Raw genomic sequence first — 17,140 nt, 5'->3', positions numbered from 1 at the left:
CTGCGCTGAATCAGTCGTGGATCAACCGTGAATCAGCATCCCGCCGTTGACGTCGATTACGGCGCCGGTAATGTAAGACGAGATCGGCGCCGACAAAAACAGAAACGCGCCGGCAACGTCGTCGGGCACGCCGAGCCGGTTCAGCGGAATGCCCGCAAGAATCTCGCCGCGCTTGTCGTCGCTGATCTTGCCCGCATTGATATCGGTCTGGATCAGGCCCGGCGTCACGCAGTTCACGCGGATGCCGTCGTTGCCGAGCTCGCGCGCCATGGCCTTGGCGAGGCCCAGCACGCCCGCTTTCGCGGCCGAATAATGCGGGCCGCCGAGAATGCCGCCGCCGCGCTGCGCCGAGACCGACGACATGCAGGCGATCGCCCCGCTCTGCTGCTTCTTCATTTGCGGCACGACGGCCTGCGAGAGATTGAGCACGCCACGCAGGTTCACGTCGAGAACGCGGTCCCAGCTTGCGGCATCGATATCGAGCAGCCTGGCCGCCTGCGTGATGCCCGCGTTGTTGATGAGCACGTCGATGGCGCCGAAGTCGGCCACGACCTGTTGCGCGGCGGCCTCGCAAGCCTCGCGGCTCGTGACGTCGCAGACATAGCCGCGATGCTCGGGGCCGATCGACGCGGCCGCGTCGCGCGCCGCCGAGAGGTCGAGATCGAGAATGGCGATCCTGGCGCCGTGCTTCGCGAACATGCGCGCAGTGGCCATGCCGATGCCTCGCGGCGAGGCGGCGCCGGAAATCACGGCGACCTTGCCGTCGAGAAGACGTGATTCAGACATGATGCTGCTCTCCTTCCTGATTATGGATTTGACTGGGGTTGTCGTGGGGTTGTCGTCGGGTGGCCTCAGCCGAGCCAGCCCTTGATGGTGTCGCACATGGTGTCGGTCGAGATGCCGTAGCGGTCGTGCAGCGTGGGCAGCGCGCCCGCGTCGAGGAACGCATCGGGCAGCGCGATCTGGCGGAACGGCGGCGTGACGCCTGCGCCCAGCAGCGTGCGCGCCACGGCTTCGCCGAGGCCGCCGATCACCGTATGGTTCTCCGCGACGATCACCATGCGGCCCGTGCGCTTCGCTTCGCGCAGGATCGTGGCCGTGTCGAGCGGCTTGATGGTGGGCACGTGCAGCACGCCCACGCCGATGTTGTCGGCCGCCAGCGCCTTGGCCACCTCGAGCGAGCGCATCGTCATGATCCCGGAAGAGATCAGGAGTACTTCGTTGCCGTCGCGCAGCAGCTTGGCCTTGCCGAGCTCGAAGCGGTAGTCGTACTCATCGAGCACGGCAGGCACGTTGCCGCGCAGCAGGCGCGCATAGACCGGGCCCTTGTGCGCCGAGATCGCCGGCACCATCTGCTCGATATCGAGCGCGTCGCACGGATCGATCACGGTCATGTTCGGCATCGCGCGCATCAGCGCGAGGTCCTCCGCCGCCTGGTGGCTCGGGCCGTAGCCGGTCGTGAGCCCCGGCAGCGCGGCGACGATCTTCACGTCGAGGTTGTCCTCGGCGATCGTCTGGTGAATGAAGTCGTACGCGCGGCGCGTCGCGAACACCGCATAGGTCGTGACGAACGGCTGCGCGCCTTCATGCGCGAAGCCGGACGCCGCGCCCATCAGCAGCTGCTCGGCCATGCCCATCTGGTAGTAGCGCTCGGGAAATTCCTTCGCGAAGATATGCAGGTCGGTGTACTTGCCGAGATCGGCGGTCATGCCGACGATCTGGCTCTTCTTGCGCGCCAGCTCGGCCAGCGCATGGCCGAACGGCGCGGACCGTGTAGCCTGGCCTTCGCCCGCGATCGAGGCGATCATCGCGGAGGTCTTCAGGCGCGGTTTCTTGAGGACGGTGCTCATGCGGGCCTCCCGGCATCGAGTGCTTCGAGCGCGAGCTGCCACTCGTGCGCATCGACGCGGATGAAATGGTTTTTCTCGCGCGCTTCGAGGAACGGCACGCCGCAGCCCATCTTCGTATCGCAGACGATGATGCGGGGCTGCGCGCCCTTGTGCTCGCGCGCATTGTCGAAGGCCTGCTTCACGGCCTCGATGTCGTTGCCGTTCACGCGCTGCGTGTACCAGCCGAACGCTTCGAGCTTCTCGACGAGCGGCTCGAACGCCATGATCTGCGTGGAGGGGCCATCGGCCTGCTGGTTGTTCACGTCGACCATGGCGATCAGGTTGTCGAGCTTCCAGTGCGCGGCGGACATGAGGCCTTCCCACACCGCGCCTTCGTCGAGCTCGCCATCGGAAAAGAGCGTGTAGACGAAGGCGTCCGAGCCCTTGCGCTTGAGGCCCAGGCACCGCCCCACGGCGATGGTGAGGCCCTGGCCGAGCGAGCCGCCCGACATCTCCATGCCCGGCGTATAGCTCGCCATGCCCGACATCGGCAGGCGGCTGTCGTCGCTGCCATAGGTCTCGAGCTCGTCGGCGGGCAGGATGCCGGCTTCGAACAGCGCGGCGTAGAGCGCGATGGCGTAGTGGCCGTTGGACAGCAGGAAGCGGTCGCGCCCTTCCCACTCGGGGTCTTCGGGGCGGTAGCGCATCGCGCCGAAGTAGGCGACGGCCAGTACGTCGGCAATGTCGAGCGCCTGGCCGATATAGCCCTGCCCCTGTACCTCGCCCATCAGCACCGCATTGCGGCGGATGCGCCAGGCGTGTTGCGCGAGTTGGGCGGTGCGCCCTGCTTCGCTCGTATTCACGCTTGTCTCCTTCTTGCGGCGCCCGGCCCGTGGATGCGCCGGGCGCCGGAATGTCGTGGCGGGATGAATCGTCTCGTTCGCGGCTCCGGGTAATCCCTTGATTCCGTGGTGCCGCGAATGAAACAAGCGTATCGGCTTGAATACGTTCGCTCAAACGAATTAAAGTGGGCTATTGTTGAAGTCAATTCATGTGAATGCTGCCATGCACAATCGCATCACACTCAAGTCCATACAGGCTTTCGAGGCCGCCGCGCGGCTCTCGTCGTTCGCATTCGCAGCAGAAGAACTGTTCGTCACGCCCTCGGCGATCAGCCATCAGATCAAGCTGCTGGAGGACCAGTTGGGGGTGCGTCTGTTTCACCGCGTGCATCGCGCGGTGGTCCTCACGGACACGGGCCGTCAATATGCTGAGGAAATCGGCGCGGCGTTCGCGCGCATCGACAAGGCCACGCGCGACATCGGCCGCGTGGAGAAGAGCGACATCCTCACGGTGCACGCCACGCCGAGCATCGCGACGCAATGGCTGATGCCGCGGCTCGCGCGCTTCAGCGCGCTGCATCCGGATATCGACGTGCGGCTCAATGCGTCGTCGGCGGCCGTGGACCTCATCAAGGAATCGGTCGATATCGACATCCGCTACGGCGCGCGGCGCTTGCAGCCGGCGGGCACGATGGTGCTGGACCTGCCGCTCGAAACCATCGTGCCGCTCTGCTCGCCGCGCCTCGCGAACGGCGAGCATCCGATCCGCACGGTCGCGGACCTGCGCCATCACACTCTCATTCATAGCGAGGGCTGTCTCGTCGGCTGGCGCGACTGGATGCGCCTGCATCGCAAGGTCGTGCTCGACATCACGCGCGGGCCGCGCTTCGACCGCTCGTTCATGGCGATCAGCGCCGCCGCCGACGGCATGGGCGTGTGTCTGGAGAGCCTGCTGCTCGTGCAGCGCGAGCTGGAGGCCGGCACGCTGGTCGCGCCGTTGGGGCTGGAGGGGTTGAGGGTGAATGGCTACACCCTCAACCTGCTGAAATCGCGCGCGGATCTACCGAAGCTGAAGAGCTTTCAGGACTGGCTGTTCGAGGAGCTCGGGGAAGGCTTGCCCGGAGTCGTCAATGCCAGTTGAGCGCGCTGTGCCGCCCGCTCACAAGGCCGCGCTCGGGGCCTTGTCGTAAAGGCGGCGGATCTCGGGCACGCACGACCCGCACACACTGCCGCAACCGAGCACCGACTTGAGCGCGGCGAGATCCGCGCCCGACGCGATCGCCTCGACGATCTGGGTCTCCGTCACCTGCTTGCAGTTGCAGACGATGCGCTCGCGCTGGACGCGCGGGCCGTCGACGAACACCGCATGGCGCGGACCCTGCCACGGCTCACCGGCGCGCAGCCGCGCAAGCAGGCCGGCCGCGCCGTTCGCGTCGCCCGAGAGCAGGTAGCCGTGCACCAGCGCGTCGCGCCAGACGACGCGCTTCTGATGCCCGCGCCGCGCGTCGCGGTACTCGAGCAGGTTCAGGTCGCGTGCCAGGCCGAGCGCGTCGTGCAGGCGCTCGATCCAGGCCGCGTCGGGCACGGCGTCGGCGGCCGTGACGACGAGCACTTCGCAGCCGTCGTCGGCGGTCTCGATGCGCAGCGACGCGTAGCGGCGCTCGGCCATCAGCGGCTGGACGGCGGCCTGCAGGGCCAGCGCGTCGTCGCAGCGGCGCGCGGCGGAGAGCCGCCACGGCAGATCGATGGCCTGAACCGAAACCGCAGCGTGTTTTAGTTCGGGCTGCTTGGAGTAGGGATCGACTGCCGGGATCGTCGTCTCGTTGATGCCGCCGCTGTTCAGGAACTGCCCATTCCAGTGCATCGGCGCAAACACGGTACCGGAGGCAACGTCGTCGGTGAGTTGCACCGGCAGCACCAGCGCGCCGCGCCGGCTGGCCACGCTGACCAGCATGCCTTCGCGGATCCCGCGCCGCGCGGCGTCGGCGCGGTTCATCGAGAGCGCGGGTTCGGGTGCATGCGCAAACAACGCGCCTACACGGCCCGTGCGGCTCATGCCGTGCCACTGGTCGCGCAGACGACCGGTCACGAGCCGGAACGGATAGCGCGCATCGACGGGCTCGGCGACGGGCCGGTACGGTGTGAGATTGAAGCGTGCGCGTCCGTCGCCGGTTGCGAACACACCGTTCTCGTAGCGGCGTGCCGCGCCTGTGCTCGCGCCCGCCACGAAGGGCCATTGCTGCGGCCCATCGCTTTCGAGACGCTCGTAAGAGAGTCCGCCAATGTCGAGGTCGCGGCCCACCGTCAGCAGGCGATGCTCGTCGAAGACAGCCTGCGGCGTGGCGAAGCCGAACAGGTCCTCGTCGGCGTGCAGGTGCCGCGCGAGCCGGCGCGCGACCTCGTTCGCGATCCACCAGTCGGCCTTCGCCTCGCCGGGCGCGTCCACCGCCGCGCGCACGCGCGAGATGCGCCGCTCCGAATTCGTCGCCGTGCCGGCCTTTTCGCCCCAGCTCGACGCGGGCAGCAGGACATCGGCATAAGGAACCGTGTCGGTCTGCGTGAAGGCCTCCTGCACGACAACGAACTCCGCCTTCTCCAGCGCCTCGCGCACACCGGCGATATCGGGCAGCGAATGGACCGGGTTCGTGCAGGCGATCCAGAGCGCCTTGATCTCGCCGCGCCGCACGGCGTCGAACATCTCCACCGCCGGCAGCCCGGGGCGCGCGGACAGCCCGCTCACGCCCCACAGCGCCTCCAGCTCGGCCCGGTGCGCCGGGTTGTCGATATCGCGGTGCGCGGCCAGCATCGTCGCCATGCCGCCCACCTCGCGCCCGCCCATCGCGTTCGGCTGCCCGGTCAGCGAGAACGGCCCCGCGCCGGGCCGGCCGATCTGGCGCGCGGCCAGATGCAGGTTGATCAGCGCGAGATTCTTCTGCGTGCCGTGGCTCGACTGGTTCAGGCCCATGCAATAGAGCGAGAGCGCGGCAGGGCTTTGGCCAAACCACTCCGCCGCGCGGATCACGTCGCGCTCGTCCACGCCGCAGATCTCCGCCGCGAGGCGCGGCGTGTATTCACGCACCAGCGCCTTGAGCGCATCGAAGCCGCTGGTATGCGCATTCACATAGTCGCGGTCGACCAGACCTTCCCAGATCAGGTGATGGAGCATGCCGTTGAAGAGCGCCACGTCGGTGCCCGGCTCGATCGCGAGATGGAGGTCGGCCATCGCGGCCATGTCGGTGCGGCGCGGATCGACAACGATCCAGCGCACCGAAGGATCGCGCGCCTTCGCCTCTTCCAGCCGGCGGAACAGCACCGGATGCGCATAGGCCATGTTGCTGCCCGCGAACAGCACCGTGCGCGCGTGTTCGAGATCGTCGTAGCAGGTTGGCGGGCCGTCCGCGCCGAACGCCATCTTGTAGCCCGTCACGGCGCTCGACATGCAGAGCCGCGAGTTCGTGTCGATGTTGTTGGTCCGCACGAGGCCCTTGGCCAGCTTGTTGAAAACGTAGTAGTCCTCGGTAAGCAGTTGGCCGGAAACATAAAACGCCACTGCGTCGGGGCCGTGCCGCTCGATCACGTCGGCGAAGCGTTGCGCGACCAGATCGAGCGCGCTGTCCCAGTCGGCGCTCTCACGCGCGGCCGTGCGCGTCGTGCGGATTTCCGGACGCAGCGCGCGTCCGCTCGTGCTGCGCACCGTCTGCGCCAGCGTGCGGCCCTTGGTGCAGAGTCGTCCGAAGTTGGCCGGATGATCGGGGTCGCCCTCGACGCCGGTGATGCGGCCGTCCTCGCTTTCGATCAGCACGCCGCAGCCGACGCCGCAATAGCAACAGGTGGAACGGGTAACGGTTTTCATGGCGCGGGTCTCTTGAATCGATTACGGCATTGCGGCACGCTCAATCGAGCGAAATGAAGACTTCGCCGCCTTCCACCTTGACGGGAAAGCGCTGCGTGCAGCCCTCGTCGGGCGCGCAGGCGTGCCCGGTGTCGAGCGCGATGTTCCATGCATGCAGCGGGCAGGTCACGGTGTTACCGTGGACGATGCCTTGCGACAGGGCACCGGCCTTGTGCGGGCAGCGGTCGAGCAGCGCGAAGACCTGGTCCTGCGAGTTGCGGAAGACCGCGATGTTGCCAGCCGCGCGCTCGAGCACGCGGCTACCCAGGCGCGGGATGTCCTCGACTTCGCACGCGCGCGTCCAGTTCTCGATCTCGGTGAGAGGCATGTTCATGTTCGATCCTCGGCTCAGGCAATGGCTTTGATGGGGATGTACTCGCGCTGCTGCACGCCGCCAATGCGCGCCTCCCACGGGTCGGCCAGGCCTTCGAGCGAATACAGCAGACGTTCGTACAGCGCGCGGCGGCCCGCTTCGTCGTCGACCACGCGCTTCTTCACGTACTCCATGCCCACGCGCTCCAGGTAGTGCACCGTACGGTCGAGGTAATGCGCTTCCTCGCGATAGAGCTGCAGGAAAGCGGCCGTGTATTCCTTGACCTCCTCGGACGTCCTGACCTTGACGAGGAACTGCGCGACCTCGGTCTTGATCCCGCCGTTGCCGCCAACGTAGAGCTCCCAGCCGCTGTCGACCGCGATCACGCCGACGTCCTTGATACCGGCTTCGGCGCAATTGCGCGGGCAGCCCGATACGGCCAGCTTGACCTTGTGCGGCGACCACATGTTGGCCAGCATGGTCTCGAGGTCAATGCCCATCTGCGTGCTGTTCTGCGTGCCAAAGCGGCAGAATTCAGCGCCCACGCAGGTCTTCACGGTGCGGATCGACTTGCCGTACGCGTGGCCCGACTTCATGCCGAGGTCCTTCCACACGTTGACGAGGTCCTCCTTCTTCACGCCGAGCAAGTCAATGCGCTGGCCGCCCGTGACCTTGACCATCGGGATGTGGTACTTGTCGGCCACGTCCGCGATGCGGCGCAGCTCGTCGGGCGTCGTCACGCCGCCCTTCATCTGCGGCACCACCGAGAAGGTGTTGTCCTTCTGGATGTTCGCGTGCACACGCTCGTTGACGAAGCGGCTTTGCGGATCGTCCACGGCCTCGCGCGGCCACGTGGAGAGCATGTAATAGTTGATGGCCGGGCGGCAGGTCGCGCAGCCGTTCGGCGTGCGCCATTCGAGAAAGTCGAAGACCGCGTTGTGCGTGAGCAGCTTGTGCTCGCGGATCGCGCGGCGCACGTCGTCGTGGCTGAAGTCGGTGCAGCCGCACACGGCCTTGGTCTTCGGCGTGGCCTGGAAGTCGGTGCCCACCGTGCTCATCAGGATCTGCTCGCACAGGCCCGCGCACGAGCCGCACGAACTCGCGGCCTTGGTGTGCTTCTTCACCTCGTCGAGCGTGAACAGGCCCTTCTCCGTGATCGCCTTGACGATCGCGCCCTTGCTCACGCCGTTGCAGCCGCACACCTCGTCGGTGTCGGCCATCGTCGCCGCGCGGTTGTGGCCGGCCACGCCAACGTCGCCCACGCTGGTCTCGCCAAACATGATGTGATCGCGCAGGTCGCCGAGCTTGCGGCCCTCGCGCAACAGCTTGAAGTACCACGCGCCATCGGCCGTATCGCCGTAGAGGCAGGCGCCCACGAGCTGGTCGTCCTTGATCACGAGCTTCTTGTACACGCCGCCCGCCGGATCCGAGAGCACGATCTCCTCGGTGCCCTCGCCGCCGAGGAAGTCGCCGGCCGAGAACAGGTCGATCCCCGTCACCTTGAGCTTGGTCGAGAGCACCGAGCCCTTGTACGTGCCGATCCCCATCAGCGCGAGGTGGTTCGCGCAGACCTTGGCCTGCTCGAACAGCGGCGCAACAAGCCCGTAGGCAACGCCGCGATGGCTCACGCATTCGCCCACCGCGTAGATGCGCGGGTCGAACGTCTGCAGCGTGTCGTTGACGATGATGCCGCGGTTGCAATGCAGGCCCGCGCTTTCCGCCAGCGTCGTATTCGGGCGGATGCCAGCCGCCATCACGACGAGGTCGGCCGGAATCTCGCTGCCGTCCTTGAAGCGCACGCCGGCGACCTCACCGGCCTCGTTGCCGAGAATCTCGCTCGTCGAAGTCGAGAGCAGGAACTTCAGGCCACGTTCTTCGAGCGACTTCTGCAGCAGCGTCCCCGCAGTCGTGTCGAGCTGGCGCTCGAGCAGCGTCTCGGCCAGATGCACGACCGTCACGTCCATGCCGCGCAGCTTCAGGCCATTGGCCGCTTCGAGCCCGAGCAGGCCGCCGCCGATCACGATCGCGTGCCGCTTCACCTTGGCCGCCTCGATCATCGCCTCGGTGTCGTAGATATCGCGGTACGTGATCACGCCCTTCAGGTCCTTGCCCGGCACGGGCAGGATGAACGGGGAAGAGCCGGTCGCGATCAGCAGGCGGTCGTAGCGCACCTGGGTGCCATCGGAGGCGACCACCATGCGGTTGTTGCGCTCGATCCGTTCGATCGTCTTGCCCAGGTGCAGGTGAATCCCGCTCTCCTCGTACCACGACAGCGGATTCAGAACGATGTCCTTGAAATTCTGCTCGCCGGCCAGCACCGGCGAGAGCAGGATCCGGTTGTAGTTCGGATGCGGCTCCGAGCCGAACACCGTGATGTCGTAGTGATCGGGCGCCAGCGTGAGCAGTTCTTCGATCGTGCGAATACCGGCCATGCCGTTGCCGATCACGACGAGACGGGGCTTGTTCATGATGGGATGTCCTCGAATTGCGAATCAGATGAACGGTAACCGTGGCTCACACGCGCGCGACTGCGCCGGTCCAGGCCTCGCGCCAGCGGCGCTTGACATACGAAAGCCCGATCCAGCCGGCCAGCGCGAGACCGGCGAACAACCACAATCCTTCGGCATACGAACCAGTGGCCTGCTTGACCGCACCGAGGCTCGATGCGAGCGCGAAGCCGCCCACGCCGCCCGCCATGCCGATCAGCCCCGTCATCACGCCGATGTCCTTGCCGAAGCATTGCGGCACGAGCTGGAACACCGCGCCGTTGCCGGCACCGAGACACAGCATCGCGACGAGGAACAGCGCGAGCGACGCGCCCGGCGTGGCGGCGCCATAGCCCGCGATGCCGATCAGCACCGCGACCGCGCCATACACGCCCAGCAGCGAGCGCGTGCCGCCGATGCGGTCGGCCAGCACGCCGCCGACTGGACGCATCGCCGAGCCCGCGAACACGCAGGCGGCCGTGGCCCAGCCGGCCATCTTCGGGTCGAAGCCGAACTGGTCGTGGAAGTAGCCCGGCAGCGAGCTGGCGAAGCCCGAGAAGCCGCCGAACGTGAGCGCGTAGAAGAACATGAACCACCAGGCGTCGGGATTGCGCAGCATGCGCGCGTAGTCGCCAATGCGCTTGTGCTGCGCGGCGCCCGGCGCATCCTTCGCGCAGGCCGCGTAGAACACGAACACGCAGACGAGCGGGAGGCAGGCGAAAGCGAACACGTTCGTCCAGCCGTAGGCAATCGCCAGTGCCGGCGCGAACAGCGCGGCCAGCACCGTGCCCGAATTGCCCGCGCCGGCGATCCCCATCGCCGTGCCCTGGTGCTGCGGCGGATACCAGCGCGAGGCAAGCGGCAGCGCAACCGCGAACGACGAACCGGCCACGCCGAGGCACACACCCAGCACGAGCGCCTGATGCAGGCTGTGGATGCCGAGTTGCCAGGCCGCCAGCAGTGTCGCGATCACGACGGTCTGGCCGAGCAGGCCAGTGCGCTTCGCGCCGATGCGGTCGGCCAGCATGCCCATCGGCAGGCGCAACAACGCGCCAGCCAGGATCGGCACGGCGACCATCATCGCGCGTTGCTGCGTGCTCAACTCGAGTGCCTTGGCGATCTGGATCTGCAGCGGGCCAAGCAGATACCAGACCATGAAACTGAGGTCGAAATAGAAGAAGGCCGAGAAGAGCGTCGGGGTGTGACCACTGCGCCAGAAGCTGCGATCCATGTTGGGAGTTCCGTCGTCAGGCCGCACCGTCTTCATCGTCAAACGGGGTGGCCAACGTCGCAGCGCCATTGCTCGACCAAATAAAAACGGCGTCCGCCCGTGCCTGAGCACGAGAGGACGCCGTTGTCCGGGTATGCGATTGCGCGTCCTTGATGGGTCGCGCGATTCCCTGCGATTCGCGAACCCGGCTTCGTTGCCGGGCACGAGAATCACTAAGCAACGTGCGTGCCAGAAGTTGTGAAACCCTTATCCATCAAGCGATTTCACGGCCATGCACCATTCTGGCTGGAGAATTTTTGCACCGCAGCAGTGCGACGGGCCCGTTTCGCGCACTCGCGCGGCGCAGCACGCATCGTCGTGGGGGGGCGCGAGCGCGGTATCGGTCCAGTCGAAGCGACTGGCTCAGAGCGCCCTCGCGGACCTCAGCGCTCTGTCGTCAAGGTTCCGTCCTCATCCGACCCCGCCTGTGCCTTGTCCACACGTTCAATCTGCACGCGCATCGACCGCGCGTCAGGCAAACCCAAGGCTTGTGCAGCGGCGTAAGAGAGATCGATGATCCGGCCGTTGACGTAAGGTCCGCGATCGTTGATGCGAACCACAACCGTTTTTCCGGTAGCCAACGATCTGACGCGCACATAGCTGCCGAGCGGCAATGTTCGATGGGCGGCCGTCAAGGCGCCGCTATCGTAGCGCTCTCCGTTAGCGGTCAGATGGCCCTGGAAGGTCGCCGAATACCATGACGCCTCGCCGGATTGCAACCGCTCGTGCTCGTGCCGAGGGCGGCATGAATTAGTACTGCACACGGTATGCGAGGGCGGAAGCTGCCCGCAAGCGGCGAGCAACGCGCAGATTCCCAAGATTTCCCAATAGTGAAGCGATCGCACCATATGCCACCCGTCAGTTCGAGCGGTCTCCAAAAGTTCGTGTTGGCGGCGTGCCCCGGGTTGTGCAACGCCTTGACAGTATTTTAGGCGACATGCAACGAACCGGATCGGACATTCAAACCGGCTTTTCGTGGACAGCCGTTCGGCCTTGGGTGACGGCCGGTATTCAATCCGTGTACCGCTTGCCGCTCATACCGACCTCCCCGGTTGCCGTAAATGATGGTTTGAAGACGTCTACGAAAGGCTGGCCAGTCCAGATGAAACGCCGAAAATCCCTTGACTACAACGACAATTGACCGGAGCATTGACTACCGTTCCGCTGACGATGGGAGAATGTAGACATGCCATTTGACCCGCAGAAGTTCAAGGACACGGCTGGTGATACCGATTTGTTCTATGGCCTGGCAAAGCCGCGTGACGCTTTGATGCAGATGCTCGGCGCTCCCCCCGAGTCTCAACACGGTCACAAGATTAACCATTACGACGTAGGCGATGTGCCAAGCGGCAACCAGCTTCCGCCGATGAGTGCTGAATTCAAGAACTGGCTCGGTCAACATGACAAATACAAGGTCGGTGTCGACGCAGGCAAGTACCTCTGGCCGCACTGGCGTGTTAAATCGAAAGGTGGATTGCAGTGGGCGACGTTGGTAAAGGGTATCGATGTGCACTTCTGCCTCGATGAGATGATGGGCGAAACGCACTTCACAATTCCCCTGAAAGACTACGAAGACGAGTCTCAGTTTAAGGGACCAAACTTCGAGTCCGGAAAGCCGGACTGGATAAAGAAGCAACGCGCCATTACTAATGCAGAGTTGCGCTGGATCTACCGCAACAAAGACAAGGCAGGCGTGCAAGAGCATGTTCAGTTCTGGCTGAACGGCAAGCCATGCGTTCCCCCATGGGAGCAGTCTCAGGAGATCAAGAATCTCTGGGCGCAATACAAACCGAGGAGTTGGACTTGAAGCAAGTCGTGTGTCCGCGTCCTGCGTCCACACGGAGCGTCGAATACGGCTTTCAGGTTCTCTGACCTCTTGAGGCGGCAACCTCGTGGAGATCATTCGTAAGCGCCGCCGTTCGGTCACGGGCAGCAGGGAGTTCGTGTCAGGGCCGGCACTAGCGTCGGACCGGCAACTCGGCAACGTCAACCAGGGCGTGTCGTGTGATTGAGTAGTGGTTGGAAGACTGCGATTCGCGTGTGACGACCACATCGTTTTTCGGCTGCGTAATGCCGGGTGCATCTTCTGCCGCGGCATTCGGAATGTTTCTTTTCGTCATCGACTATGCCCTTGTCGTTTGTAGTCGCATGCGCGCTAGCTCCCCGATCGTCGACGATCCTGAATCTGCAGCCGACCCGCCACAAGCGATAGTTTTTCCCCGCTTGACGTGCTCCGCTCGGGAGAGTCAAGGTTGCGTCCGCAATGACTCATGTAACATCGAGGCTGAAATCGGAGCGTACTGGATTGACAAACCGGGAAGAAAAAAATGTTCCGTTTCAGCTTTCTCTTCGCTGCCTTATGTCTTGCAGCCTCACTGGCGCACGCAGCCGGTTTTCGACTCATTGAGATTCCGGGTAGCGGATCGCTTCAGCCCCTCAACGGAGCCGTCTGGTATCCGTGTAATCAAACGCCAGGCGACGAGAAAGTGGGCCCGTTCGTGCTGTCTGTTGCCAAGGATTGTCCAGTCACGGGCGAGAAACTACCGCTTGTCGTCATATCGCACGGTAGGGGCGGCACTTTCCTCGACCATAATGACACGGCCGAAGCGTTAGCAGATGCGGGTTTCGTGGTCGCTGCGATAAACCATCCCGGTGACAATGCGATGGACAACACCCGGACCAATGATTTCTCGGTATTCGTCGAGCGGCCAGCCGATATCAAGCGTTTGATCGACTTCATGCTTGGCTCGTGGCCCGCCGCAGCCAGAATCAACGCGAACGACATCGGCATTTTCGGTTTCTCGCGCGGTGGATACACTGGGCTGGTCGCTGCCGGCGCTAACCCGTATTTCGGAAAGAGTTTGCGTCTATGTGATGGGGTGGACACGCCGCTCTGCGATCAGGTTCACAAAGGAGAACTCCCTGAACTCGTTCATGATCCGCGTATCAAGGCGGCTGTGATTGCCGATCCAGTTAGCATCTTTTTCACGAAAGATAGTTTTTCCAATGTGAAGATACCCGTACAACTTTGGAGATCTGAGCTTGGCGGGGGCGGTGTGACGCCAGAGAGCGTTGCGAACATCGTCGGCGAAATGCCGACGAAACCGGATGTTCACTTCGTGCCCCATTCCCAGCACTTTTCCTTCATGACACCCTGTTCGGTTGAATTCATGCAGTCCGCACGAGAAATCTGTGCTGATAGAGCGGACTTCGACCGTATCTCTTTTCACAAAGTATTCAACCCCGAGGTGCTCGTGTTTTTTCGTCAGTACCTGACAGACACGCATAACCCTGAGTAGAAGACGTTCTGTGCTGCAGAGGAGAAGCGATTCGCTGGCCGCACAGAAAGTCACAACGGCTTGACTACGCAGTGCTTGTCAGCGATCCAGGTAGCAAGGTCAAAGGTCCACTCCTGTCCGGCTACCGCCCGACACGGTTAGCCGTAGTCGACCCATTCCTCCCCTTTGAACCGCTGTCAATGAAATGACCGTTATTGGCGGTCTAGCCGACTTTCCAGTGACGGGCGAGTCGCATGACCGGGCGGCCGACCGTCAGGCGTACTCATGCTTCATTCGCCGAATTCGGCACGTCAAAGAGGCTATCAAATGCCCACTGGAACGCGAACGAATAGAGAAAAAAGAAGACGAACAGCCCCACGTCAACCACCAGCGCATCGAACCACGTGATGTTCAACCACCACGACACGAGCGGCACGAGGATCAACGTGAGTCCACCTTCGAAGCCGGTCGAATGGAGGATGCGTCGCCAGACCGTGCGTGTGCGATCGGCGCGCGTTGATTCCCACCACTCGAACGTCGCATTGAAGGCCATATTCCAGAGCATTGCGATGAGCGCTATCGCGAGCGACAGTGCACCCGAATACGCGAGATCCCTGTGGTAGGCGATCGACAGCGTCGGCGCAACGCAGCACGCCGCAATCGCTTCGTAGAGGATGGCCTGCGCGATCTTTCTGGAAATGCCTTGCATATCGTGACTCGTGGAATAGATATCGAATATGCGCCGACGTGGGATATCGGGCCAGGGCAAGGTTAGAGCGGTTGCACATGCAACGCAAATGAAATAATCTCAGCCAGGTTCAAACGAATTCAACTGCGGAGCGTTGTGTTCTCGAAGATTCCCCTAACTGCATTACGGGTGTTCGAGTCGTCGGCGCGGCTCGGCACCTTCAAAGCCGCGGCGGACGAGCTGGCCGTGACGCCTGCGGCCATCTCCCATCAGATCAAGTCGCTGGAGAGCCGGATAGGCGTGATGTTGTTCACGCGCGACGCGAGTGGCGTGCGTCTCACTGGCGAAGGCGAGCAGCTATTTCGCTCATGTCACGACGCGTTCGTCGCGCTCGGCCGCAGTCTCGACGCGCTACGCCCCGTCGCCGCAGAGCAGACGCTCGTTGTGGCGACCACGCCGGCCTTCGCGTCGATGTGGCTGATTCCGCGCCTCGGGCGATTCCAGCGCGTTGCACCGCAACTGCACATCAAGATCGAGACTAGCAATACGTTGGTCGATCTCGACCGTGACGCGACGATCGATCTCGCGATCCGGTGCAGTTCGCGTGACTATCCTGGACTATTCCAAACCGTACTGCTTGACGAGTATTTCAGTGCATATGCCGCGAAGGACTTCGACCCACACTCATGCGACGGTGTGCTCAATCTGATCGCGATGCAATGGGACACACCCGCGCCGGCTGGAGTCGACTGGCCGTCGTGGTGTGCGGCAGCGGGTCGGGGGGACTGGCTGCGGCGCGCCGTGTTTCGGCACTACGACGATGAGCATTATGCGCTACAGGCGGTGCTGCACGGCCAGGGTGCCGCGCTCGCCAGCTCTGTGCTGGTTGCCGAGCACGTCGCGTCGGGCGCATTGGTTCCGATGCAGCTATCCGTTCGGCTAGCAGGCACGCGGTATGTGGCGCTCTGCCGGGCCGGACATGAGCGAACGCCCTGTGTCCGGATATTTCTCGATTGGCTCGCTCAAGAGATTGAGATTACGCGTCGATCCATTAGCGAGATGTCTGCTGCGTGGATGGGCGGAGCGAAACCCGGCTGAACGTTTGATCATGCCGGCCGGGAGGCTTTGCAGTTGAGCCACGCGAAACCCGCGGCCGCTTCTTTTGCGCCGAACCGGTCGCTCGCGGTCACGAGCGAACAGTTCGGCAATAGCGAAGGCATTGGTGAATGAGCCAGCAACGTTCGCCGAACTACGGGCGCGTGCGGCGCACGCCAGCAGCTCGCACTGCCGCGATGTCGGGAAGTCCGTCGACCGCCATTAGCAGATCTGCCTCAGCCAGGATCGAGCGGACGACGTGGACGATGCCAGGCGTGCCGCCCAGCGCCAGGCCGTAAGCATAGGGTCTGCCGATGCCGACCATACTGGCTCCCATGGCAAGCGCCTTGACCACGTCGGTGCCCGAACGGATGCCGGAATCGAACCAGACCGGAACGTCCCCGCACGCGGCAACGAGCGCCGGAAGCAGATCGATCGACGCAATCCCTCCATTGGCCTGGCGGCCGCCGTGATTCGAGCAGTAGATGGCGTCGACGCCGACATCGATCGCCCGCTTCGCGTCGTCCGGATGCTGGATGCCCTTGACGATCAACGGCAAGCTCGTGAGCGAGCGCAGCCAGGCCAGCTCTTCCAGCGTGACGGTCTGCCCGAAGACGGACGCCCAATACTGTACAGCAGCGGCGATATCCTCTTCTGGCGGCACCGCGAGCCTGGTGCGGAAATGAGGGTCCGAGAAGTAGTTCGCGAGCGCGACACCGCGCAGTTGGGGAAAGTTGCTGTCGTTGAGGTCCCGCGGACGCCAACCTGTGAGCCAGGTGTCCAGGGTCACGACGATCCCTTTGTAGCCGGCCGCCTCGGCCCGGCGAACGAAGCTCGCTGCAAGATCACGATCTTTGGGCGTGTAGAGCTGAAAGAAGGCATCGCCGCCAGCCAGGGCTTGCGCGACCGTTTCGAGCGGGTCATTCATGAGCGTGGAGGCGATCATCGGCACGCCCGTCGCTGCGGCTGCCTTCGCCGTGGCGATATCGCCATGGCCGTCCTGCGCACAAGCTCCGATCACGCCGATCGGGGACAACATCAGCGGCGACTTGTACCGCTTTCCGAAGACGTCGACAGACAGATCGCGGACACGCGTATCGACCAGCATCCGCGGTACGAGCCCCCACTCCGCGAAAGCTTCGACGTTGCGGCGCTGAGTGGACTCGTCGCCGCAGCCGCCTTGCACATAAGAGAGGACTGACTGCGGCAGCGCCGCGCTTGCGCGTTCTTCAAGCAGCTTAAAGTTTACCGGGAGGCTCGGTTTAATGCCCCGCAGGCCGTTGAAGTAGATTTCGTTCTGGTAGTCACCGAATTGATTCATGGCAAGCCTGCACATGTTGAAGGAGATGGGCCCAGGATGGCGTAACTTGATATCCCGGGGCTGGCCGGTTGCATCGCTGGAGGCGTGCACAGATCATGCATGGAATCGCGCCCGGAAGCTGTCAAG

The 17,140-nt window shown here is 63.9% G+C and carries 14 protein-coding genes; 4 read left to right on the top strand and 10 right to left on the bottom strand.

Annotated elements, in window-relative coordinates; translation table 11 throughout:
* Positions 1-21 precede the first annotated feature (21 nt).
* The 3 genes from E1956_RS34165 to E1956_RS34155 form a co-directional block, all read right to left on the bottom strand.
* Positions 22-786 carry an SDR family NAD(P)-dependent oxidoreductase gene (locus E1956_RS34165; protein WP_134757515.1) on the bottom strand — a complete coding sequence of 255 codons (765 nt, stop codon included), beginning with the start codon at positions 784-786 and terminating at the stop codon, positions 22-24.
* A gap of 65 nt (positions 787-851) precedes the next feature.
* A complete protein-coding gene (locus E1956_RS34160; protein WP_134757512.1) occupies positions 852-1,850 on the bottom strand; it encodes a transketolase family protein in 999 nt (332 codons plus the stop codon).
* A complete protein-coding gene (locus E1956_RS34155) occupies positions 1,847-2,692 on the bottom strand; it encodes a transketolase (protein WP_028222732.1) in 846 nt (281 codons plus the stop codon). Before E1956_RS34155 ends, E1956_RS34160 begins: the two co-directional genes overlap by 4 nt.
* A gap of 202 nt (positions 2,693-2,894) precedes the next feature.
* Here E1956_RS34155 and gcvA point away from each other — a divergent pair, with 202 nt between their 5' ends.
* A complete protein-coding gene (gene gcvA, locus E1956_RS34150; RefSeq protein ID WP_197732941.1) occupies positions 2,895-3,812 on the top strand; it encodes a transcriptional regulator GcvA in 918 nt (305 codons plus the stop codon).
* Positions 3,813-3,830: 18 nt separating this feature from the next.
* Here the strand turns inward: gcvA and E1956_RS34145 are convergent, their stop codons facing one another.
* From E1956_RS34145 to E1956_RS34125, 5 genes are all read right to left on the bottom strand, one after another.
* Positions 3,831-6,524, bottom strand: coding sequence for a nitrate reductase (locus E1956_RS34145; RefSeq protein ID WP_134757508.1), 2,694 nt, complete (start codon positions 6,522-6,524; stop codon positions 3,831-3,833).
* A gap of 40 nt (positions 6,525-6,564) precedes the next feature.
* Positions 6,565-6,891, bottom strand: a complete 327-nt coding sequence (gene nirD / locus E1956_RS34140) for a nitrite reductase small subunit NirD (RefSeq protein WP_134757967.1) — start codon at positions 6,889-6,891, stop codon at positions 6,565-6,567.
* A 20-nt stretch (positions 6,892-6,911) separates the two neighbouring features.
* Positions 6,912-9,344: a nitrite reductase large subunit NirB gene (nirB, locus tag E1956_RS34135; RefSeq protein ID WP_134757506.1), complete on the bottom strand. Its 2,433-nt coding sequence runs from the start codon at positions 9,342-9,344 to the stop codon at positions 6,912-6,914.
* 46 nt (positions 9,345-9,390) lie between these two features.
* Complete coding sequence (locus E1956_RS34130; protein ID WP_134757504.1) at positions 9,391-10,593, bottom strand: nitrate/nitrite transporter; 1,203 nt, start codon at positions 10,591-10,593, stop codon at positions 9,391-9,393.
* Positions 10,594-11,015: 422 nt separating this feature from the next.
* Positions 11,016-11,351 (bottom strand): septal ring lytic transglycosylase RlpA family protein, encoded by a 336-nt coding sequence (locus E1956_RS34125; protein WP_134757502.1) that lies wholly within the window; start codon positions 11,349-11,351, stop codon positions 11,016-11,018.
* A 467-nt stretch (positions 11,352-11,818) separates the two neighbouring features.
* Here E1956_RS34125 and E1956_RS34120 point away from each other — a divergent pair, with 467 nt between their 5' ends.
* A complete protein-coding gene (locus E1956_RS34120; RefSeq protein WP_134757499.1) occupies positions 11,819-12,439 on the top strand; it encodes a hypothetical protein in 621 nt (206 codons plus the stop codon).
* 520 nt (positions 12,440-12,959) lie between these two features.
* Positions 12,960-13,931, top strand: a complete 972-nt coding sequence (locus E1956_RS34115; RefSeq protein ID WP_134757497.1) for an alpha/beta hydrolase family protein — start codon at positions 12,960-12,962, stop codon at positions 13,929-13,931.
* A 262-nt stretch (positions 13,932-14,193) separates the two neighbouring features.
* Here E1956_RS34115 and E1956_RS34110 read toward each other — a convergent pair whose 3' ends face one another.
* Positions 14,194-14,619 carry a PACE efflux transporter gene (locus tag E1956_RS34110; protein WP_134757495.1) on the bottom strand — a complete coding sequence of 142 codons (426 nt, stop codon included), beginning with the start codon at positions 14,617-14,619 and terminating at the stop codon, positions 14,194-14,196.
* A 135-nt stretch (positions 14,620-14,754) separates the two neighbouring features.
* On the opposite strand from E1956_RS34110, the gene E1956_RS34105 reads away from it, so the two are divergent.
* Positions 14,755-15,696, top strand: coding sequence for a LysR substrate-binding domain-containing protein (locus tag E1956_RS34105; RefSeq protein ID WP_134757493.1), 942 nt, complete (start codon positions 14,755-14,757; stop codon positions 15,694-15,696).
* A gap of 151 nt (positions 15,697-15,847) precedes the next feature.
* On the opposite strand, the gene E1956_RS34100 is transcribed toward E1956_RS34105, so the two are convergent.
* Positions 15,848-17,014: an alpha-hydroxy-acid oxidizing protein gene (locus E1956_RS34100; RefSeq protein WP_134757491.1), complete on the bottom strand. Its 1,167-nt coding sequence runs from the start codon at positions 17,012-17,014 to the stop codon at positions 15,848-15,850.
* Positions 17,015-17,140 lie beyond the last annotated feature (126 nt).

Source organism: Paraburkholderia pallida, assembly GCF_004524855.1.
Lineage (GTDB): Bacteria > Pseudomonadota > Gammaproteobacteria > Burkholderiales > Burkholderiaceae > Paraburkholderia > Paraburkholderia oxyphila.
Note: the sequence above shows the minus strand (reverse complement) of the source record. Positions and strands in the feature narration are given on the sequence as shown.